General features: G+C 69.5%; 30 protein-coding genes. 10 read left to right on the top strand and 20 right to left on the bottom strand.

Annotated features, from left to right (window positions below; translation table 11 throughout):
* Positions 1 to 185: 185 nt before the first annotated feature.
* Both ABT299_RS11890 and ABT299_RS11885 read left to right on the top strand, forming a co-directional pair.
* Positions 186 to 422: a hypothetical protein gene (locus tag ABT299_RS11890; RefSeq protein WP_500250676.1), complete on the top strand. Its 237-nt coding sequence runs from the start codon at positions 186 to 188 to the stop codon at positions 420 to 422.
* A gap of 96 nt (positions 423 to 518) precedes the next feature.
* Positions 519 to 1,076: a hypothetical protein gene (locus ABT299_RS11885; protein WP_500250675.1), complete on the top strand. Its 558-nt coding sequence runs from the start codon at positions 519 to 521 to the stop codon at positions 1,074 to 1,076.
* 64 nt (positions 1,077 to 1,140) lie between these two features.
* On the opposite strand, the gene ABT299_RS11880 is transcribed toward ABT299_RS11885, so the two are convergent.
* From ABT299_RS11880 to ABT299_RS11865, 4 genes are all read right to left on the bottom strand, one after another.
* Positions 1,141 to 1,695, bottom strand: coding sequence for a hypothetical protein (locus tag ABT299_RS11880; protein WP_500250674.1), 555 nt, complete (start codon positions 1,693 to 1,695; stop codon positions 1,141 to 1,143).
* Positions 1,696 to 1,701: 6 nt separating this feature from the next.
* Positions 1,702 to 2,157, bottom strand: coding sequence for a P27 family phage terminase small subunit (locus ABT299_RS11875; protein WP_500250673.1), 456 nt, complete (start codon positions 2,155 to 2,157; stop codon positions 1,702 to 1,704).
* Between the two features lie 130 nt (positions 2,158 to 2,287).
* Positions 2,288 to 3,004 (bottom strand): hypothetical protein, encoded by a 717-nt coding sequence (locus ABT299_RS11870; RefSeq protein WP_500250672.1) that lies wholly within the window; start codon positions 3,002 to 3,004, stop codon positions 2,288 to 2,290.
* A complete protein-coding gene (locus ABT299_RS11865; protein ID WP_500250671.1) occupies positions 2,991 to 3,548 on the bottom strand; it encodes a hypothetical protein in 558 nt (185 codons plus the stop codon). Before ABT299_RS11865 ends, ABT299_RS11870 begins: the two co-directional genes overlap by 14 nt.
* 483 nt (positions 3,549 to 4,031) lie before the next feature.
* On the opposite strand from ABT299_RS11865, the gene ABT299_RS11860 reads away from it, so the two are divergent.
* The 6 genes from ABT299_RS11860 to ABT299_RS11835 all read left to right on the top strand — a co-directional run bounded on the left by ABT299_RS11860 (position 4,032) and on the right by ABT299_RS11835 (position 7,903).
* On the top strand, positions 4,032 to 4,772 hold the full coding sequence (locus ABT299_RS11860) for a DUF2786 domain-containing protein (protein WP_500250670.1): 741 nt from the start codon (positions 4,032 to 4,034) through the stop codon (positions 4,770 to 4,772).
* A 384-nt stretch (positions 4,773 to 5,156) separates the two neighbouring features.
* Positions 5,157 to 5,306: a hypothetical protein gene (locus tag ABT299_RS11855; RefSeq protein ID WP_500250669.1), complete on the top strand. Its 150-nt coding sequence runs from the start codon at positions 5,157 to 5,159 to the stop codon at positions 5,304 to 5,306.
* 23 nt (positions 5,307 to 5,329) lie between these two features.
* Complete coding sequence (locus tag ABT299_RS11850; protein ID WP_500250668.1) at positions 5,330 to 5,839, top strand: hypothetical protein; 510 nt, start codon at positions 5,330 to 5,332, stop codon at positions 5,837 to 5,839.
* Positions 5,840 to 5,904: 65 nt separating this feature from the next.
* Positions 5,905 to 7,026 (top strand): DUF3560 domain-containing protein, encoded by a 1,122-nt coding sequence (locus tag ABT299_RS11845; protein ID WP_500250667.1) that lies wholly within the window; start codon positions 5,905 to 5,907, stop codon positions 7,024 to 7,026.
* 149 nt (positions 7,027 to 7,175) lie between these two features.
* The gene (locus ABT299_RS11840) at positions 7,176 to 7,688 is read left to right on the top strand and encodes a hypothetical protein (RefSeq protein ID WP_500250666.1); all 513 of its coding nucleotides are present in this window, start codon (positions 7,176 to 7,178) and stop codon (positions 7,686 to 7,688) included.
* The gene (locus ABT299_RS11835; protein WP_500250665.1) at positions 7,685 to 7,903 is read left to right on the top strand and encodes a hypothetical protein; all 219 of its coding nucleotides are present in this window, start codon (positions 7,685 to 7,687) and stop codon (positions 7,901 to 7,903) included. Before ABT299_RS11840 ends, ABT299_RS11835 begins: the two co-directional genes overlap by 4 nt.
* 3 nt (positions 7,904 to 7,906) lie before the next feature.
* On the opposite strand, the gene ABT299_RS11830 is transcribed toward ABT299_RS11835, so the two are convergent.
* From ABT299_RS11830 to ABT299_RS11795, 8 genes are all read right to left on the bottom strand, one after another.
* Entirely contained in the window at positions 7,907 to 8,176 is a 270-nt protein-coding gene (locus ABT299_RS11830) for a DUF2829 domain-containing protein (protein WP_500250664.1), read from the bottom strand.
* Between the two features lie 19 nt (positions 8,177 to 8,195).
* Entirely contained in the window at positions 8,196 to 8,813 is a 618-nt protein-coding gene (locus ABT299_RS11825) for a hypothetical protein (protein ID WP_500250663.1), read from the bottom strand.
* Positions 8,779 to 9,249, bottom strand: a complete 471-nt coding sequence (locus tag ABT299_RS11820) for a hypothetical protein (protein WP_500250662.1) — start codon at positions 9,247 to 9,249, stop codon at positions 8,779 to 8,781. Before ABT299_RS11820 ends, ABT299_RS11825 begins: the two co-directional genes overlap by 35 nt.
* The gene (locus ABT299_RS11815; RefSeq protein WP_500250661.1) at positions 9,249 to 9,689 is read right to left on the bottom strand and encodes a hypothetical protein; all 441 of its coding nucleotides are present in this window, start codon (positions 9,687 to 9,689) and stop codon (positions 9,249 to 9,251) included. Before ABT299_RS11815 ends, ABT299_RS11820 begins: the two co-directional genes overlap by 1 nt.
* Positions 9,686 to 10,246 (bottom strand): 3'-5' exoribonuclease domain-containing protein, encoded by a 561-nt coding sequence (locus ABT299_RS11810; RefSeq protein ID WP_500250660.1) that lies wholly within the window; start codon positions 10,244 to 10,246, stop codon positions 9,686 to 9,688. The genes ABT299_RS11815 and ABT299_RS11810 overlap by 4 nt, the downstream gene beginning before the upstream one ends.
* Before the next feature lie 6 nt (positions 10,247 to 10,252).
* Positions 10,253 to 10,708 carry a hypothetical protein gene (locus ABT299_RS11805; RefSeq protein ID WP_500250659.1) on the bottom strand — a complete coding sequence of 152 codons (456 nt, stop codon included), beginning with the start codon at positions 10,706 to 10,708 and terminating at the stop codon, positions 10,253 to 10,255.
* Positions 10,709 to 10,865: 157 nt separating this feature from the next.
* Complete coding sequence (locus ABT299_RS11800) at positions 10,866 to 11,078, bottom strand: hypothetical protein (RefSeq protein WP_500250658.1); 213 nt, start codon at positions 11,076 to 11,078, stop codon at positions 10,866 to 10,868.
* Positions 11,075 to 11,602 (bottom strand): hypothetical protein, encoded by a 528-nt coding sequence (locus ABT299_RS11795; protein WP_500250657.1) that lies wholly within the window; start codon positions 11,600 to 11,602, stop codon positions 11,075 to 11,077. Before ABT299_RS11795 ends, ABT299_RS11800 begins: the two co-directional genes overlap by 4 nt.
* A 98-nt stretch (positions 11,603 to 11,700) precedes the next feature.
* Between ABT299_RS11795 and ABT299_RS11790 the strand changes: the two genes are divergently transcribed.
* On the top strand, positions 11,701 to 12,030 hold the full coding sequence (locus tag ABT299_RS11790; protein ID WP_500250656.1) for a hypothetical protein: 330 nt from the start codon (positions 11,701 to 11,703) through the stop codon (positions 12,028 to 12,030).
* 161 nt (positions 12,031 to 12,191) lie between these two features.
* Here the strand turns inward: ABT299_RS11790 and ABT299_RS11785 are convergent, their stop codons facing one another.
* Entirely contained in the window at positions 12,192 to 12,458 is a 267-nt protein-coding gene (locus tag ABT299_RS11785) for a hypothetical protein (RefSeq protein WP_500250655.1), read from the bottom strand.
* A gap of 470 nt (positions 12,459 to 12,928) precedes the next feature.
* On the opposite strand from ABT299_RS11785, the gene ABT299_RS11780 reads away from it, so the two are divergent.
* The gene (locus ABT299_RS11780) at positions 12,929 to 13,759 is read left to right on the top strand and encodes a hypothetical protein (protein WP_500250654.1); all 831 of its coding nucleotides are present in this window, start codon (positions 12,929 to 12,931) and stop codon (positions 13,757 to 13,759) included.
* Positions 13,760 to 13,928: 169 nt separating this feature from the next.
* On the opposite strand, the gene ABT299_RS11775 is transcribed toward ABT299_RS11780, so the two are convergent.
* From ABT299_RS11775 to ABT299_RS11745, 7 genes are all read right to left on the bottom strand, one after another.
* Positions 13,929 to 14,813: a hypothetical protein gene (locus tag ABT299_RS11775; RefSeq protein ID WP_500250653.1), complete on the bottom strand. Its 885-nt coding sequence runs from the start codon at positions 14,811 to 14,813 to the stop codon at positions 13,929 to 13,931.
* 51 nt (positions 14,814 to 14,864) lie between these two features.
* Positions 14,865 to 15,293, bottom strand: coding sequence for an Lsr2 family DNA-binding protein (locus ABT299_RS11770; RefSeq protein ID WP_500250652.1), 429 nt, complete (start codon positions 15,291 to 15,293; stop codon positions 14,865 to 14,867).
* Positions 15,293 to 16,069: a phosphatase domain-containing protein gene (locus tag ABT299_RS11765; protein WP_500250651.1), complete on the bottom strand. Its 777-nt coding sequence runs from the start codon at positions 16,067 to 16,069 to the stop codon at positions 15,293 to 15,295. The genes ABT299_RS11770 and ABT299_RS11765 overlap by 1 nt, the downstream gene beginning before the upstream one ends.
* A complete protein-coding gene (locus ABT299_RS11760; RefSeq protein WP_500250650.1) occupies positions 16,069 to 16,470 on the bottom strand; it encodes a DUF6283 family protein in 402 nt (133 codons plus the stop codon). The genes ABT299_RS11765 and ABT299_RS11760 overlap by 1 nt, the downstream gene beginning before the upstream one ends.
* A gap of 104 nt (positions 16,471 to 16,574) precedes the next feature.
* Positions 16,575 to 17,096, bottom strand: a complete 522-nt coding sequence (locus ABT299_RS11755) for a hypothetical protein (RefSeq protein WP_500250649.1) — start codon at positions 17,094 to 17,096, stop codon at positions 16,575 to 16,577.
* Complete coding sequence (locus tag ABT299_RS11750; RefSeq protein WP_500250648.1) at positions 17,093 to 17,362, bottom strand: hypothetical protein; 270 nt, start codon at positions 17,360 to 17,362, stop codon at positions 17,093 to 17,095. The genes ABT299_RS11755 and ABT299_RS11750 overlap by 4 nt, the downstream gene beginning before the upstream one ends.
* Positions 17,359 to 18,588, bottom strand: a complete 1,230-nt coding sequence (locus ABT299_RS11745; RefSeq protein ID WP_500250647.1) for a hypothetical protein — start codon at positions 18,586 to 18,588, stop codon at positions 17,359 to 17,361. Before ABT299_RS11745 ends, ABT299_RS11750 begins: the two co-directional genes overlap by 4 nt.
* Between the last annotated feature and the right edge of the window lie 74 nt (positions 18,589 to 18,662).

Below are 18,662 nucleotides of genomic sequence, written 5' to 3'. Positions count from 1 at the left end.
CCGCCAACAACCGCCGGTCGACGAGATATGGGAAACGTCTGCGGCCGTGACGTGGACGATGCCAAGCTGGAGGCGCGAGAGATTATCTGTCGTGGCCATCTATTGACCGGTCGCCGTGTCCTGGACGACCGCCCTCCCCCCGGAAGGGCGCCGCCCCGGCCCGACGGTGAGAAGGCCTACTTTCGATGACTCTCGAAACCCCGAGCGGTTCCGCGATCTCCTTCGTCGCGGCTCTCGCCGTCAGGGACTGGGTTCTACTCCTGATCGCCCTCAGCGTGGTCGTCGTGTTGTTCGGCGTGCTACTGCCGGCGGTGTGGTCGTCAAAGCCGGCCAGGCGCCAAGCCGCGCGGGCCGTGCTTGAGGCTGTGCTCCAGTGGAGCCTCGACCTGCTGGTGCCGAGTGGGCGACGCGGCCGACGCTGATGTCCCGTCCCCGCCTCCGCGCGCCGCCACATCGTGGGATGCAACTGAGTCTTCAAGCACAGACCGCGACGCCTGGTCAAGTGCACGCTTCGGGCTATGAGCCTGTACATCACAACCGTTGGCGCAGCCATCACCACGCTGCTCGGGGTCCTGGTCGGTGGCGCGATCACGCACCGATCGCAACGGCAACGCTGGTCGCGCGACCGGCAAGCAGAAGCGTGCGCCCTCATCTTGCGCGAATCGTCGAACGTCCTCATCGAGCTCGGCAAGCTGGACGGACGCAACCCGCCTGTTCTCGATGATGGAGTGCGAGTCCCCACGCCGATCGACTGGCGGCCGTGGAACGAGGCGTTGGGAATGGTCGTGCTGACCGCCGACCACGAGATCGTCAGCGCCGCTCAGGAGATCGACGCAGCTTTCTGGCCTGTTGGGCTGCAGGTCGCCCGCGGCTGGACGGCAGACGGCGAATGGTTCGAGCTTCGCGCCGGAATCGAGGCGAAGCGGCAGGCCTTCGTCAACATCGCGCGAACGCGCCTCGCTCCGGCAGGACCGCCGCTGCGCCGGCTCACTGGGCGCCCCAGCGACGATGACTCCATCTGGGAGCTTCGCCGCTCCTACTTCTCGTCCAATGGCTCAGCCGAGCGGCAAGCCTGACGCCGACTCATTGTGTTTCCGCAGGCCGATTGGATGCCACCTGCGGAAACGCGGCACGCCGCTGTCACTCTGGTGGGGGCGCCTCGCGGCCGGCGTCCTGCGCCGCTTGCGTTTCCTGGGCCTCGATCGCCTCGTAGGCGAGGCCGAGTGCGGCGCGTAGGTCGCCAATCATCGTCTTGCCCTGCTCGGCGCCGTCGCCGGTGTTGACCGATTCGATCTTCAAGGCCTTGTCGAGGGCGATGGCCATGGCCGTGTAGGCGGCCTGCTGGTCGCGGATCGGCGGGAGCTTGGTCGTGACGAGCTCGGTGCCGAGTGGCCCGGTGACGATCTGGGTGTAGGGCGACCAGGCTCGTTCACGGAATCGTTGGGCGTCGCCGTACAGGTCGACGAGGAGCTTGGCGCGGGCGGCCTGCGCGTCGAACTTGCGGGCCTGTGTCGCGCGCGCGGTTTTGCTCTTTGACCGGTCAAACGCTGACGTCAGGTTGGCGGCTTTGGCGATGTTGGTGACGGTGCCGACGCTGACGCCGTACTTCCGGGCTATGGCGTTGCGGGAGAGTTTCCCGGTCTTGATGGCCTTGAGGATCTTGGCCCGGGTTTCGTCGTCGATGCGTGGGGGCACACGTGGTCACCCGCCTTCTACCAGGTGGGGCAGCGTGCGGGGCCGTTGGGTGGTCGCTGGTGCTGCGGTGTGGGGGTCGGGGATGAGGCCGAAGTGTCGGGCCCATTTGCCGACGGTGGCGTCTGCGCGTTCGCGGATGGCGAGGGCTGGGTTGGGGGCGAGGCCCTGGCCTTCGGCGATGAGGACGCCGGCGGTTTGGACCATCTGGTCGGCGTCGACGTAGGTGGCGAGGGCGTTGCACAGGAATGCGAAGGCGGGGGCGGTGCCTTCGGTGAGTGTGCCGGGGGCGGTGTGGGGGGCGAGGGTGTGCCAGAGGGTGGTGGCTTCGTCGGAGAGCCAGTCCGGCGGGTCGACGGGGGCGGGGACGGTGGTGCTGGTGTCCCCTCCCCCGTCGAGCAGCTGGAGCGCGGCTGACTCGGGAGCCTTCTCAGTGGCCGGCTGTCGGGTGCCGCGCTTGGGCATCAGATCAGGTGCCGGAGTTGCGCGCCCGGCTGGGCGACGCGGCGCGGCGGGCCGGCGGCGGGGTGCTCTCCCCGCGGCCGCGGCGGCGGGAGCCGCCGAACAGGTTGCCGAGACGTCGGCGCATGGTGCCTCACTTCCCTAGGTGGACCTTCAGGGTTCTCGCGGCCTGGTGGCCGTCGAGGTACTTGTCGCCGAGGACGTCCAGGCCGGTGTCGGCGAGGAAGGCGTCCTTGGCTTCGCGGTGTGGGAACACCACGACAATCCAGTGCGGGGAGTCCAGAACGTTGGCCGGGTGCGGGTCGGGGGGTGCGGTGAAGGCGGAGGCGAGGGCGGCGAGTTCCTCGGCGCACTCGCGCTCGAAGCCACCGGTGCCAGTGAGGCCGGCGAGCGGGTCGGGCGGCAGGGTCGAGGTGAGGCGGTCGGTGACGGACTCGCCGTCGGTGCCAGTGAGGGCGCGGGAGGACAGGAGCGCCTTGGCTCGGTCGCGGGCGTTCTGCACGGCGGTCTTGCCGACCGCGGCGGCGAGTTCGGGGCCGTGGACGTAGTGGCCGTGCGGGGTGATGCGGGCGGCCTTGCAGAATCGGGCGGGGTCTTCGGGGGCGCGGAAGCACAGCGCGAGCCAGTACTCGGAGTCGGTCGCGCGGCGGAATCGTTCGTCTTCGCGGCGGGCGCGCTCCCGGAACCCGAGGCGCTTCTCGAGTTCCTCGGGGCTGACGTCCTCGTCGCCGGGGCGCAGCCGCGGCTTGTCGGTGTCGTCGGGCGGGGCCTCGGGCGGCGGCTCGCCGGGCTTGATGCCGCGGCCGGCCATGGCCTCCAGGCGGCGGCGCACCTCGTCAGAGATCGGCACGGAACAGCTCCATGTCCGCGAGCGGGAACCAGTCCAAGACCCGCTGGTAGTCGTCGGGGGCGTACGTCTTGAGTTGGGCGAGGAACCGGTGGTCGAGGCCGTCGAACGAGCGTCCGAACCACAGGTAGTCGGGCGGCAGTTGGACGCCGGCCCGTTCGATGGCGCCCATGACGTCGGCCTTGCGCCAGTCCCACACGACTTTCTGGGTGCGGGCGGTGCTGTTGATGGGGCCGTGTGACTTCAGGGCCATGCGGCGGTTCGGGGAGTCCGCGGCGCGGACGCCGTCGCATACCCACGCCTCGGGCATGTCGTAGTGCTCGCGGACCAGGTCGTTGAGTTCGGTGTAGGTGAACTGGGGCAGGGTCGCGGCCTCGATGAGTGCGCAGCGTTCGGGAGGCTGGTAGACGAGGGCGGTGAGCCACCGGTACAGCGAGGGGTGCGGCAGGTTCAGGATCGGGCCGCAGCCGAAGAACTCGCCCATGTAGGCGAGCGACTCCTCGACGAAGCGCAGGCCGGGGACCAGGTACAGGTGGTACGGGATCACTTCGACGCCGGCGTCTCGGAGTGCGAGCCAGGCCGCGAGGCTGTCTTTCCCGCGGCTGAAGCTGAGTAGGACCGGCTTGCCGGCCTCTGCCAGCTCCTTGCGGAGTGTGGCAGAGGGAGGGACTCCCTCAATCTCAATCACTGGCATACCAATATTCTTATCATGGTCGGCTTGTGATGTGCGGGTATGGCCGGATCCTGTCAACGGTCCGGCGGCGGATTCGGCAGGCATGGAGCCGGAGTGACCTACGGGCCCTTGTAGGTACGGGCAGGCATTCACGGAGGGACTAGCCACCCTTGGGCGGCCCCTACACCCTCAGAGACGGACACGGAGGGACGGGCGGGCATGGTGGCGGATAGCAGGCATCTTGGCAGGTCAGAGTCTACACTCCAAGATGACTTGACATGATTATTGGATTGCCATAGTGTTCTGGTCATCGGCAGGGACACACGGTCCCGGCCACCACTACCCGGAGGTCCCGAGATGGCCATGGACTACGTCGGCAAGATCCAGGCGCTGCTCAACAAGGCGGAGCACCCCAACACCCCGCCGGCGGAGGCGGCCGCCGCGATGGCGGCCAAGCTGATGAAGGCCAAGGGGATCGAAGAGGCCCACATCCGCAGCTCCAAGGGGCAGGACCCCGAGGAGATCACCCTGATGGTCATGGAGATGCCCATCGAGCACGGGACGGTGTACTACGAGGCGGTGTACCCGCTGATCGTGGCGATGGGCGGCGAGGCCCTCGCCGACACCCACAAGGGCGAGATGACGATCGTCGGCACCAGCAGCCTGCTGGACAGCCTCACCGTCCTGCTCACCAGCCTGTCGCTGCAGATGAACTCCGCGTTCAACGCCGCCGGCGACAAGCGGGAGACCGAGCTCCGCAAGCTGAACCCGGGCTGGGACGACCAGCAGGTCTGGGACGCCGTCGACCAGTGGTGCTGGGACTACATCCGGGGCTGGGGCGCGGGCGTGGCGGAGAAGATCCGGGCGCGGGTCGGCGAGCTGGCCGACGAGGCGCCGGGCAACGCCCTGGTCCTGCAGACCGAGGCCGACCGGATCCGGGCCGCCTACCGGAAGATGTTCCCGCACACGGTCAAGCTGACGGGCGCCCGCAAGCAGCACTACCTCGCGACGGCGCAGGGTCGCCAGGACGGCCGTAACGCCGACATCGGTGACGCCCGAGTGGACGGGGGCGGCAAGGCCACCCGCGCGATCGGCTGAGCCATCGGCTCCAACCCCCGGCAGGGTCCCCCTGCCGGGGGTTTCCGCATGCCATCACGGGGCCCCGCCGTAGCCGGCCACCGGTCAAGAGCTGGGGACGGTGCCCGGAGCGGGCGGGCCGGACAGTGCCGGAGCGGGCGGGAGCGGTGCGGCGGGCGGGCGGCCTACGGGCGGCCCTGCAGCGGCCTACGGGCGGCCCTGTAGTGGCCCGTGAGGGGGCTGCAGGGCTTCCCCTGTAGAGGAAGTGGCTGGAGATGGAATGACCCCTCACAGGCCAATCTGTGGCCATTCAATTTTCCCTGCCTGTCTGCTTGACTTGATTATTGGATTGCCATAGGTTCGGGGGTGTCGGAAGCACCCAGGAACGGACCAGGGAGAAACCAGATGGGCGACCCGAACTGCGATGCCGGCAAGAACTGGCTGGACATGGGGGCCCGCGACTTCGACACCGAGGCCGGCCCGGAGGCGGAGTACCGGCAGGAGGCGATGTTCCCCGAGCCGGACCCGTGCGGCACCGCTGACCTGCTCTCGTAACCCCCGACCCGAAAGGTTTGATCATGCTCAAGGTCAAGCTGACCGCGCTGGCCCACTCGTTCAGCCCCGCCCGCCGGGCCGTGCGCCCCGAGCGGCTCATCAAGCTCACCGACGACGAGTTGGCGATGCTGTTGCGGCGGTGGGACTGGAGGCCGTACGTCGTGCAGGCGGTCGAGGCGGAGGCGACGCGCCGTGACCGAGTGGATGAGAAGGCGCGCCGTAAGGCGGCCCGGCTGGAGCGGCGGAAGGCCAAGGAGAGGCAGCTCCGCTCGGACTACCAGGACTACATCGAGGCGTCCTACCTCGCGGCTGAGGCGGAGACGCGGGGACATGTGTTGAACGCGGCCGGCTGGGCGGCGGGTGTGGACCCCAAGAGCCTGTTCTCCGGGCAGTGGTCACGCGCCCGCAAGTACGCCAGCGAGGAACTGCTCAACTTCTGGGCCGAGCACGGGCGGATCACCTACTCGGAGTTCAAGCGGCAGTCCCGCGAGCAGCGGCCGGAGGAGCCAGAGCGGGAGAAGGTCCCCGCCTGACTTCGCGCCCGGGCCCGGCCACCGTGCCGGGCCCCTCCCCCTTCTAACGAACAGGAGATCGCCGGATGGCGACCATCAAGATCACGCACACCCTCCCGGAGGGCACCCTCGTCCACGGCACGGAGCGGGGAGACGGAACCGGGACGATCCTCGGCGGCCGCGGCGGCTGCGGGTTCCGGTTCTCCAGGGACCTCGCTTGCTGGTACCTCCCGCACTCTCGCGACAAGGTGTCCAAGACCTGGGTGATCGGAGAGGCGAAGCGTCGGCTCACCGAGGCCGGCCACACGGTGGCGGTAGAGATCGACGACGCCTCACCGGGCCGGGACTTCGGCGAGGCGGAGGCCGAGCGAAACGAGCGGGCGGAGGACCGGGCGGAACGGTACGGGGCCCGGGGGCATCGGGCGTTGCGGGCGGGGCTGTCCAGGTGGCAGCACAACCGGGAGCGGATGTCGCACATCCCCATGGGACAGCCCATCCTCGTCGGGCACCACTCCGAGCGGCGGCACCGCAACTTCCTGGACAAGATGCACCGCAGCGACGGGATCGCGGTGAAGGACATGAAGCGCGGCGAGTACTGGGCGGCGCGGGCTGCGGCGGCGGAGAAGTACCGACAGCACCGCGAGAATCTGCCGACCACGCTTCGGCGGATCGAACGGCTGGAGGCCGAGCTTCGCAGGATGGACCGGCACCTGGAGTCCATGCGGGTCAAGGCCGAGGCGGAGGCGGCGGCGAAGAGGGCCGCCGCCCGAGGGGCCGCGCTGCGCGAATGGCTGCGGAAACTGCTGCGGCGCCCGCACGCACCGGTGCCGGCGAGCCCGGGAATGATCCGAATGACCACGACCCGCGAGCAGACGGCCGGGGAACTGGCCTACTGGCACGAGCATGTCGAGAAGCTGAAGGCCGAAGGCCTGAAGGTGTGGGGACCCGGTGACTTCACCAAAGGAGACTTCGCACTGCACCGCGGCCGGTGGTTCGAGGTGATCCGGGTCAACCCCAAGACCCTCACGGTGCCATGGCAGCACCTCGGCGACCACCGGGCGGTGCTCACAGTCGAGGCGGCCACCAAGGCCCAGCTGACCGGCGGGCGGCTGCACACCGACCGGTTCGGCTACGACGACATTCAGGGCCGGATGTCAGCCGAGGAGATGGCCGTCAAGCTGGCGCAGCCGGCCCCCCAGGACAGTTAGCCCCTCGGGGCGGCGGGTCCTCCCCTGGTGGGGAGGGCCTGCCGCGCCGTCTGGGCTGCGAGGAGGACAGCGCGATGCCCCTGCTGATGACCCGACCGGAACTGGTCCGGCGGAGCGACGCCCGCTTGGCGGCGCACTATTCTGCCCTCATGGAACTTGACGGGATTATTGTCTTGCAGGACCCGGCGGAGATCCCCGCCGACCGGGACGCCATCCCCGACGAGGCTCTCATCAATGTCGATGTGTGGGCCGCGTTGCAGGGGGTGAAGAAGACGACCGTCGAGGCGAACCGGTCCCGGCACAACGCTCGCCGGGGCACTCCCCAGGCGAAGGCCGGCGACATGCCGGAGGAGTCAACCACCCTCGGCAGGGTGCCGTTCTGGCGGATGGCGACCTACCGGGCGTGGGAGGCCAACAGGCCCGGTAAGGGTGCCGGTGCTGGCCGTCCCGCCGGAACCGGAGGGGCGTACTCGCCCCGCGCTCCGCGCACCCTCCAACTGCCGGGCAACTGCCCGCACTGCGGTCAGACGATCCGGCGGAAGGACCTGCCCGAGGGCGCGAACATCAGGAGCCGGCGGAGCCTGGAGTTGCCCTCGCTGTGCCCGCATTGCAGCCGCGAGATCCGCGGGGAGGACCTCCTCGCCGTCCAGGAGGCGAAGTGACCGACGACCGCCAGGACGAGCAGCACACGGCGGTGTACTACCGGCGGCTGCGCCCGGACTCTCCCACCGGGCCGGTGCCGGACCCGGAGGTCTCCCCCACCGACCGGATGCTCGACGCGATGCTCGCCGGCGAGGTGGACGCGGTCATCGCCATCGACAGGGAAACGGACGAGCCTCGCGTGTTCCCTGTCTCCCCGCCTCGGGACAGCCGGTAGGGGTCAGATGGTGGCCCAGTCGGTGGCGAGCAGGTCGGTTTGGGAGGCGACCCAGGGGACGAAGTCGCCGTCGACGGTCCGCATCATCAGGTAGGGCCGGAACTTGCAGACCGTGCCCTGCTCGATGCCGGTCGCCTGTGCGGTGTTGGCGTTGATGGCGATGCCGTCCGGGTAGCCGGCCTGGAGCACGATGAACATGCCCCTGCCGTTCCAGCCGCCGCGGGTGAGCCTGTCGCCGGCGCGGAGTGCTGCCAGCGCTTCTCCGAAGTCCATGCGTGGTCCCTTCCAGGGGTTAGGTCAGGAGCCGTGTGCCCCAGGGGCGTACCGAGCGGCACCGGCAGTGTGGGTGGACCGCGCCCGGCAGGCCCATCCTGGGAGGGCGGCTGACGAGGTAGTCGCGGCCGTGGGCGTGGCGGCATTCGCTGGTGGTGGAACCGTCCTGAACCGACCACCAGCCGAGTCGGTCACCGTAGATCGCGGCCATCCGGTCGGCGGCGGCGGCCGCGCGGCGGCGGTTCTGCTGGGCGGCCAGATGCTGCCGCAGATACCGCATCTCCGGTCGCAGTGCCTTGCGGACCGCGGCGGCAACGGTCTCGTTCTCGCCGCGGGCTCTGATCGCGGTGTGGATGCGGCGAGCCGCGTTCACCAGGTACCACGCCCGGTAGTGGTGGGAGTCCCGCCGCCCCTGTCGCACTGTGGGCCCGGTGGCGCGGGACCGCGGATCGGCAGGGATGCGGCGGGCCAGGTCGGCGGCGGCGCGGATCGCGGCGGCGGCCAGGCGGAGCGGCTTGAGCGCGCGGCGGAGCGCGGCGGCCGCCGCGGCGGCGGTCAGGCCGGCGGCCAGGACTGCCGCGGCGGCTTCGACGACCTTCTGGTCACGTCGAGACGGCTCGGGGTTCTGGTGTTCCATCACCGCCCCCGGGCATGTTCGCGTTGCGGGTGGTGTGCCGTTCGATGAGGTCGCCGGCGACGGCGGCTGCTGCGGCCAGCGGCACCATCGGTGGGTCGCCAGTCGCGAACGGTTCCAGCAGCCGGGTCAGAGCCTCGACGACTGCCTGCGCGACGTCCGCCCGGTATAGGACGGTGAACGGCGGCGGCCGGAACGGCAGGACCGGGCCGCCCACCGGCCCCGAGCGGCTGTACTCGGCGCGGTGCCGCAACTCGTGCCACACCTCGACCGCATCTCGTCGGCTGGTGAACCCCTCGACTACCAGGACGCTGAACCCGAGGAGGCCTCTCAGCCTGTGCACACCGCTCGCCATGATCATGTCGCTGGGAGCGATGCCGTAGCTTCGCGCCTCCATGACGGCCTCGCGGTGTCCCAGCGCGCAGATCACCGTGGGCATCAGGACTCGCCGGCGCGGGCCCGCTCAAGTGCGCTCTCGTAGGCCGCCTGCGTCCTCTCCAGGACGACCGCGAAGGTGCGGGCGGCGTCGGCCACGCTCACCGTGTGGCCCCCGTCGTCGGCGAACGGCTCGATCAGGGCGCTGAGGGTTTCGACGGTGCGCGAATCGATGTCGGTGGTGTAGAGGGCGTTGATCAGCGGCGGGTGCGTCGGCAGGATCGGCGGGGTGTCCAGCTGCTCGACGGCCGTGCGGACCAGTTGCCAGGTCTCGAATGCGTCGGGGCGGCGCGCGAACCCGCCGGTGACGGTCACGTCGCAGGTGTCGGCGCCGGTGATGCGGCCGAGCTGGTGGGTGTGGACCCGGTCGCCGGACTCGACTGCGAGGGCGGCGGCGGCTTCGTCGGCATCGGCGGCGTTCAGCGCGCAGATGATCGTCTTCACTTCGCGGGCTCCAGTTCGGCGCGCAGCTGGTCGAGGGTCTTGGCGCGGACCTTGTTGTGGCGGGCGTCGGCCAGCGCGTTGTGGAGTCCGGCCGGCTGGTCGGGGAGCCGCGGGTGGCCGAGCCTTTGCGCTTCCTGCTTGAGGTCGTTGGTCCACATCGGGACGCCGGGCGCCAGGTCGTTCATCGAGCCCCACAGCTGGCACAGCACCACGTGGTCGTAGGCGCCGTACCACGCCCATAGCTCCGGGGCGGGCGTCGCGGCGATGAAGGTGTGGACGGCGCGAGCGATCTGCGCGCGGGGCCGGACGTCGGGGTGGTCGAGGTCGAGGTGCCCGTGGATGCAGCGGCAGCGGACGCCGGGCGGGTCCTGACGCTGCGGCAGCGACGGCCACACGTTGTCGACCAGCCAGTCGGAAGCGAAGAACTTGCGGGTGTCGAAGTCGGAGGAGACGGCGTAGAACTCGCGGCCGTCGTCGGCGACCATGCCGATGCTGACCAGTTCGACGGGGTGGTCCGGGCCGGCCTCGATGAACTCGCAGTCGTAGAAGATCCGCATGCGGGGTTACGCCTTCCAGGCTTCGGGCTTGCTGCGGCGGCCTCGCTCGGGCATCACGTACAGGCTGGCGGAGTAGGCGTAGCCGAGGTGATCGCCGGTCTTCAGGTGGGGGTTGCCGAGGGAGATTCCGCCCTCGCAGCCGCCCTGGTAGGTGCCGGGCCCGGTCCAGCCGATGCAGGTGTCGCCCTCGTGGCGACCGTGCGGGCAGCGGTCCAGGTCGGCGACGATCCGGGCGAGGCCGTGCAGCTCGGATTCGCTGGGAGGCAGCTCAGTGAGGTACTCGCGGAGCTTGGCGGCGCCCTGGCTGGCGCGCTGCACAGCCACGGTGAGCGGCGTGTGCAGGACCTGGTCGGCCAGGTGCCGGGAGGCGTTCGACTCGTCGAGCCGGGTGAGGTGGCTGCTGGCCCACTTCAGCGCGTGGATGATCTTGTCGAGTTCGCGGGTGGCGTCGTCGTGCTGCATGGGTGCGGGTTCCTTTGCGGGTTTCCGTGAGCCGGAACGGCCCGGTACCGGGCGGCACACCCTGCGGTGGGTGCCGTTTCTCAACCGAGTCCGGGCCGCGCCAGCTTGGGCGGGGAGGGCGTGCGTTTTGGGGCGGGCCTACTGCGCCGAGGGCGAGTCAGGCTTCTAGTGCATCGGCGAGCTTGCGCAGAGCGTCGGCGATGTTGTCGGTGAGGACGGAGCCCGCGATGGTCGCCTTCACGCGTCGAACCGGGGGCGCGGTGGCGGAGTCGTGAGTCTCCCACTCGGTGGTGATCTCGCAGCGGACGGCGGCCTCGGCGATGGTCAGGTCATCGAGGACGACTTTCAGGGGCAGGGAGGCGAAGCTCATGCCGGCTGCTGGTGGCCGATGGTGACACGGCGGGCGAAGAGGGTGAGGGTGACCTGCACCGGCTCGCCGTGGTTCATCGTGATGTCGTGGACGCGTACTGGTGCGTCGGAGGGGGCTAGGACGGAGCGGCCGTTGATCCGGATGTCGTCCGGCAGGATCACCCGCTGGTCTACCTGTCCGGCGCCGTGCTCGATGATCTCGATGTCCGCGCCCTGGGCGACCGTGTCGGTGTCGTAGAGCCGCTCGAAGTCTGCGGCCGGGAAGCCTTGGATGTGGTTGTCGGCGGCGCGGACGAACACGGTTCCCGGCTCGGCTGCCGTGAGCCCGCCCGGCGACGCATACGACAGGAACCGCAGTCCGTTGACCTCCGCTACGCCGTCGTAGGAATCGCCGAGGAACCGGACCACTTCGTCGGTGTTCTCGCCGGTCCACAGCTGGTAGGTGACCGGGATGGGCCGGGGCAGAGCTGTGGGCCAGGTGCGTGGAACCTGGTGGTCGCCAGCGGTGGTCGGGGTGTCGTGCATCGCGGGGTTCCTTCTCATCTCGCCGTAGTGACCGGATCAGGCCGCGGTTTGCTGTATCCGCCGCTGGGGCGATGTCAGATTGGGGTGGGATTGCAGGTATGCATCGCTTGTTGCCGCTGGGCATCCTGCTGGTATTCGCGGCCTCCTGGGTCGGGTTCGTTCCCGTATCCACTGGCGGGTTCGAGTGCGGGTCGCTTTACTCCCCGAAGTCCCTCAGCACGGACTTCGGCGACGACTTCCCTATTGAGGTGTTGGGGCAGGCGCAGGACGCATTCAGCTCGGTGAATGAAGCGTGCTCGGAGCAGCGGACGCGGATGCTGGTGCTCCCGATGGCGGGCATCGTCGTGGCAGGGATCGCCGCCGGGGTGGCAGGTGGCCTGGCGTGGCGGCGGCGGCTGGGTGCGGCGCGGGCCGCGACCACAGAGTGAAGGTGCGGCCCTTCGTCCCCTGACCCCCCGCTAGAGCCTGAGGTCGAAGGGCCGCACGAATCTCCGGGTGTTCCCACCTCGCGCGAAAGGGCGGGCCCGGAGTGCGCACTCTGCCCAGGTCTTGAAGCCCCGGGGGTGCGCGGTCTGGAGGCTTGCCGGGGTCAGCCGGCGAGTGCGGCCCGCGAGGTGCGTTTCGCGCTGCCGCTGGTGCGTAGCGCGGCCTGGTAGGCGGCCTTCTCGGCCTTGACGACGTCCCCGCGGCGGTAGATAGGACGCCGCGGTGGTGATCCCTCCACAGGCTCCATGTACCCGCGGGTCCGCCAGGTGCTGATCGTGGATGGTGCCACGCCTAGCGCGGCGGCCGCCTGCGCGGTCGTCCAGTACTCCTCGGCATCGGGGCCGATCAGATGATCACCCCCTGAGCGCACGAATGCCCCCAGCCGGCGTTCCGGGCTGAGGGCATGGGTATTGCAGGTGATCTTTAGTTTGGACCGCAGGTCAGGGCGTTGTCAACGCGGCGTGGCCTGCGGTTCGGGGGGCGACGGATCCGGCGTCGAGGGCAGCTGAACGGCGCAGGCCTGGCCGGCGTGCGCGGGGCGCACGCACACCCAGCCGTCGGCGGCGGGGCTGACGATGTGCATCGCAGGAAACAGCGGCCGAAGGGACGGACCGTCGACGAACAACCCGTCCTCAGCGCTAGGCGGGTGCGAACGTGCAGCGGTCGACAGCATGGCTCCTCTGCGAGGCGAGGCCTTCCGGGTGGGTAGCTCCTATTGTCGCTGCTGGGCCCGACAGAACGCGACTCCACCGCTATGGTCGCCGCGTGCCATCCTCCAGCCGGGGACGGCGTCAAGCTGACGCTTCTGCAGTAGGACCTCCCGACTGGCAAGCTGTCGGGATGGAGATACCACCCCTCGGCGACTATGCGCAGCTACTCAAGTCCGAGGCTCGTCCGTGGAGTGCTGGAACGATCGTTCACGGCTCCAAGGTCTTGGACGACCTGGTGGCCGGCCTGGAACGACACACCCGTACCGACTGGACAACCAAGCACTGGCAGCGCACCGATCCGCGGCCAGCGGTAATCGGCTGCGTGCCGTGGTTGACGGACTTTCCTGTGACACGGGCTCTCACAGCGTTCGACCAATGCTGCATCGTGGTGGACAAGCAGCAGCCGGAGTACAACGCGGTGCGGCAACTCGCGGCCCGCGGCAACCCCCTGTCCAGCGCATATCTCGACGGCTTCGACGAAATCGCGCTCCCGGACGAAGACGGCAATCCGCCTGTCATCGAACCGTATACCCGCCGGTTCGACGTCGACCTCGGTCCCGTGCGCGTAGCTGGGTGGCGCCGAGCTAAAGACGGACCACCGAGGCCGATGCTCCACTCCAAGATGCTGGTCCTTGGCGTCACCACCTACACCGAGGACGACGAGAACTTCACCGGCGACTACCTGCGTTTCCATCCGAAATCGACGTGGATGGGATCAGCCAACTGGACGCAGGCCGCCCGTAATCACATCGAGTTCGGCGTGTGGTCGACCGACCCCGACCTCGTAAAACACAACTACGACTACCTATTGTCCCTGCTTAGGTTCAGCGAAGCGCGAGGGGCTTCGAGTATCGGCCCCGAGCCCGACCTCGTGTCGGCTGTTTGGGACGACGATGCCTTCATCGGGCTCCTCGAGGATGCTGCGCCTTACGAGCCGGAAGATCCGGACGAAGACGAGTAGCGGACATCGTTCTGGTCGGTGCTCCACGGCCGGATGCTCACGAGAACACGAAGCTCCAATGCGCGGTTGCCTCCTCTTCACATCAGGCGTCACAGCTCCCGCCGAAACTCGGCGGCCGTGGCGAGCGAGGTAATCACGCACACGGCGAAGGCGAAGAGGGCGACGAAGGTCATCGCGCTGCGGCCTGTCTGGTGCTGTTCTTCTTGGTACGCGCGGCGTTCCATGCGGCCACGTCCTTCATCACGTCGGTGAACGCGGGGTCGCCAGGGGTGTCCTCATAGCGGTGACCGCAGGACCGGCAGACCACATAGTCCTCCAGGCCGACAGCGCCGTCCGGGCGGACCATGTGGCCACGTTCCCCGCAGTCGGGCTGTGTGCATGGGACAGGAATGTCAACGTCCGAGCCGGTCAGGCCGAGCCGGCGCCGGCACCGCATGGCCAGGTCGATGAGTTCGTTGCCGGCGTCGCCGCCGTCCAGAGCTGGATAGGAGGCCGCGTAGCCGGCAGCGTAGTGGCGGCGGACCATTACCGCGTCAGCGAGTTCGTCGGCCTCGGTGAGGGAGATGTAGCGGACCATCGCGTCCCGTCCGAGGGCCAGCAGCGCGTCGACCCGCTCGGCGAGAGACCATGCCATCACCTGGATGCCGACCTGCTGATGTATCCGCCTGGTCTGCGCGGTGGTGTAGCCGCGCCCGCCGCCAACGGCGTCGACCCGTTCGTACCAGGAGGCCACCACGTCGTAGACGCGGCGCATCAACTCGTCCATGCCGGTATTGATCGGGATCGGTGGCGCCGGGCGGCCGGTGGGGCGCGAGTCGGCGCCGTGTTGGGGCTTGGATTGGTCACCCAGCATCGCGGCGGCGATGTCGTACAGGCCAGGCAGCGCGGTTATCGCGCGCTGGAGTGCGGTCCGGTCTGCGTCGCAGAATGTCCGGTAGCCGAGCGCTGGCTCGCGCATGGTGCGGCCGGCCTCCCGGACGATCGACGCCGAGCTGCAGCGGGTCCCCCGCGCGCACGGGCGCCGATCGTCATCCGTGTAATAGCCGTTGCCCATGTTCCCCCCTCATCGTGGTGTGTCTGTGGTGGTCGAGCGTGCTTGTGAGGCTCAGGGGGTGGCGGTGTGGATTGCGCGCCGGTCGTGCTGTTGGCGTCGTCGTTGGGCGAGGGTGTCCGCCTCGTATTGGGAGCGGATGTGGGAGGGGATCGGCCCTCGCGCCGGACATGGGATGCCGTGTTCGGCGGCCCACGCCCGGATGTCGCGCGGTAGCGGGGTCGGGTAGATCGGGCAGGTGCGCGCGCGGAGGTCGTCGACTCTGATCTGGCCGAGGGCGGCGGCGATAGCTACGGCGTGGATCGTCTCTGCCGCGCCGAGCTTGCGGGCGGCGCCAGCCAGGACGCGGCGAAAGGGTCGGTCGGCCATGCCGACGTGCCGCGCCGCCACCTCGTGCGGCAGGCCGATCGCCACGGCTGTGAGCGCCGCCCGTTCCCGTTCGGTCAGCTCCGCGGCTGATGCGGTCGATGTGGGGGTCGTCATCAGAAGTCGCCCTCCGCGCACTGGAGAACGGTCAGGCCGAGGGCGCGCCACATCTGGACCACCGATGCGCGGTCCTCCAAGACGGCCGTGACCGGCTCCGCCACGAACTGGTCGTAAAGCTCCCGTTTGACGATCGTGTCGGGCCGCATGTCACCGGCGGTCCGCATCAGCAACGCCTCCCCCGGCACGCCGACGTGCATGGCCAGCCACGCGCCGGTGGTGACGCGACACACCGAGGATCTGCCGGTCACATAGATGATGCGGTGCCCCGCCGCGTCGATCGCCTGGACGACCGAGATGACCGGCGTGTTCGGGAGATCCTCGCCCACACGGTGCCAATCGAAGTGGTGACGGACATCGGCGCGGTCCTGGTCGCGGAGCGCGACGGTGCCGTCGATGTCGACGAGGTACAGCTGTCCGGGGGCGGCGTGATCGGCGAGCTGGATGCCGAGAGCTTCGCTCATGAGGCGGGTCACGGAGTCGCGCGGCATGACGCGAGGGGTGGTCAGGGCGGTGACGTTGGGCGGCGCGGGTTCGAGGCCGAGGGCCTGGTGCGCGTTCCGCAGTCCGGCAGGGGTGAGCCGGTAGTAGCGGACGCCGTCGCGCCAGTTCCCCTCCGCGAGGTCTTCGATCTCTAGCCGCGTCATGGCGTCGCTGACGATGCCCGCGGATAGGCCGGTGACATGGGCCATGCGCTTGGTGTCGAGGTTGCCCGCGCCGCTCAACAGCGCCAGCTTGATACGCCGGACGAACTCGTGGTCGTGGTGGTCGGACATCAGAGGGTCTCCGTGTAGGTCAGGGCGTGGTGGTGCGCGGCTTCCATCGCCGAGTAGGTGGGGAACAGGGCCGGCCAGTCGCGGCCCGGTGTCAACACGGCGGCGGGAAGCGCACCGAGCGCGACCGCGTACCGGACGGTGAGGTGGTCTCGGCCGACGACAGCGAGCCATCCAGCGCACAGCCAGCCCGGCTCCGCCTTGACCGCGTGGCAGCCGAACAAGAGGGCTCCGAGGGGCGCTTCCTCCCCAGGGCGGCCGATGGTTCCGGCCGCGTACTCGGCGATGTTCGGGAAGCGGATGCGGCCGGCGGTGTCTACTCGCCAGGGACATGCGCGGCACGGGCGGATGCAGCGCGGCAGGGGCGGCGGGGCGCCGTGGTCGCTGGGCGCGGGGTGCTTCATCCGATGCCCCAGCGCTGGACGCCGACGCGTGCTCGGTGGGCGGCCCTGTGCGCAGAGGGCAGCGGAGTCGGGTAGCTCACTGGTTTCCTTCGCTGGTTCGGGGGTCACATCAAGGCGATCTGTGTCGCGGCGGCCGAGGCAGGTTCAGCAGCCTCGTGCTCGCGCCGGGCCGCGGGCCGCCGGACAGGGCGGCGTGCGGGAGTAAGGGCACCAGCGCGGGAACCCTGTAGGGCGGTTCGTTCGGCCTGGCGCTGTTCGCGGGGCTGAGCGCAGATCTCGCGCAGGATCCGTTTGGAGGCGTTCTCGGCCTTGCCCTCGTAGCGGCAGGCACCGCACCGGCCGACCTCGGAGTCGTGGCGGCACAGCGTGGCGATGCTGGGGTCGGCGGCGGCGCGGGCGTTGTGGTTGTTGATGCGGGCCTGCAGCGACGCGGGCCGTTGGCCTGCGGGGATAGTGAAAGGGTCCGCTTCCTGTACAGCGTAGATTCGCAGCGCCTCGACCTTTTGGGGGCCGAGCTTTCTCGCGCAGTCGTCGCCGACGAACCATTCCTGGCTGGCGTAGATGCCTCTGCCGCACTTCAGGCAGATGTGGGTGTCGGTCGCGGCTAGGCGCGGACGGCGGGTCACTGATCCCCCCACATGATGCGGGCGGCGGTCGCGGGCTCCCCGTGCTTGCGGGTCAGGTCGGCGAGACAGGCGAGGCCGGCGGCGAGCTCGCGGCGGTCGCGACGGCTCAGTTCCGCCGACTCGACCGGGATCTTGGGGGCTGGCTGCGCGGTGCCATGTTCGTTGCTGACGGCCGTCCGTGGGGTGCAGCAACCCAGGAGCCGAAGCCCGGCTCCCGACATCGAGGCACCGATCTTGAAGGCGGCGAGCAGTGGCTTGGGGGTCATCCGTGCCTCCTGCGGGACGTGCGGGCCTCGTTCACGCGGTCCATCGCGGTGCGCGCCTGACGACGGTCGTCGGCCGCGGGCAAGCCCCCCTCTTCGCCGTCCCGCTCGTGCACGGTGTTGAGGATCGGCAGTTGAGAGGCGTGGCCAGGCGGCCGGTGATCGCAGCGGCGAGGCCTGTCCTCGTCCTCGTTGTTCATGCCGTTGTGGTCGCAGCGCGGGCAGGCGTCGATCGCAGCGCGTCGGTCGCGACCAGGGACGAGACGCAGCCCGGAGTGTGTCTCGGCCTCGCCTTCTTCGGCGGCGGTGCCGTGGACGGCGTCCTCGAGGTCCATGGCGGCGTTAAGGACGTCGGCGAGGTCACCCTCGGCCCAGGACTCCAGGTAGCGGCGCAGGTTCCGGACGGGCTGGCCGGCGGCCGCGGCGCGCTCGGACGCGACGGCGAAGGTGCGGGCGATCACGCCGTCGGTCGTTCCGGGGTAGCGGCTCCGCAGCCATCGGGCTGCGTCCTTCTCCTGGGCGGCACGGCTGACTCTCCGGGCCGTGCCGGTGGACACGGGCCTGACGGGCGAGGTGTTACGGGTAACGCCGGGCTGGGTGCCTCCCCCCGCACCCCCCACCAGACCGGACGGACTGATCTCGTCGTCGGTGCTGTTGGTGTCTTCGTTGCTCTCGACGCGGCTGCTTGAGGATCTATCTAGTCCCGTCCCGGGGTTACGCGTAACGCCGCGCGTAACAGGTGGGCCGTTCTCGGGCGGTGCGTCGGGACAGCGCTTCGGCAGGCACAGGTGGTGTTCGCCCTTGTCGTGGGCTCTTTTCCGTTGCATCCGCAGCTTGGAGTTCGGGGCGTTGTCGCGGATGGACGGCGGCGGGATGTGGTCGTCGATCATCGTCACGGTGACGGTTACGGCGTCACATGTGACGGTCGATGTGACGTCACTGTTACGCGTAACGGATGCGGCGGCGGCGGAGTTATCCACAGGGCCTCCGTTACGCGGGTTGTTACGCGTAACGGAGACGAAGCCGGCCTTCTCCAACTCGGCGATGCACCGGTCCGGATCGGGCACATCCGATGCGCGGCGGGCCTGCTCGATCGTCAGGCGGCCGTTCCAACGGCGCCCGAGGGAGCAGCGCTCAACCATCGCCTTGTAGTGCCAGCGCGCCTCATAGCTCACCGAGTCCCATTCACGCTGCTGCGTGAAGGTGTCGGAATAGCGCAGCCAGGCCATGGAGGCTCCTACGTCAACGAATCTCAGCGGGGTCATCGGGAAATCAGGACGCGAGGTCCTCAGGCCTACGGCGC

The sequence above is a fragment of the Spirillospora sp. NPDC000708 genome, from assembly GCF_040299565.1.
GTDB lineage: Bacteria > Actinomycetota > Actinomycetes > Streptosporangiales > Streptosporangiaceae > Spirillospora.
Note: the sequence above shows the minus strand (reverse complement) of the source record. Positions and strands in the feature narration are given on the sequence as shown.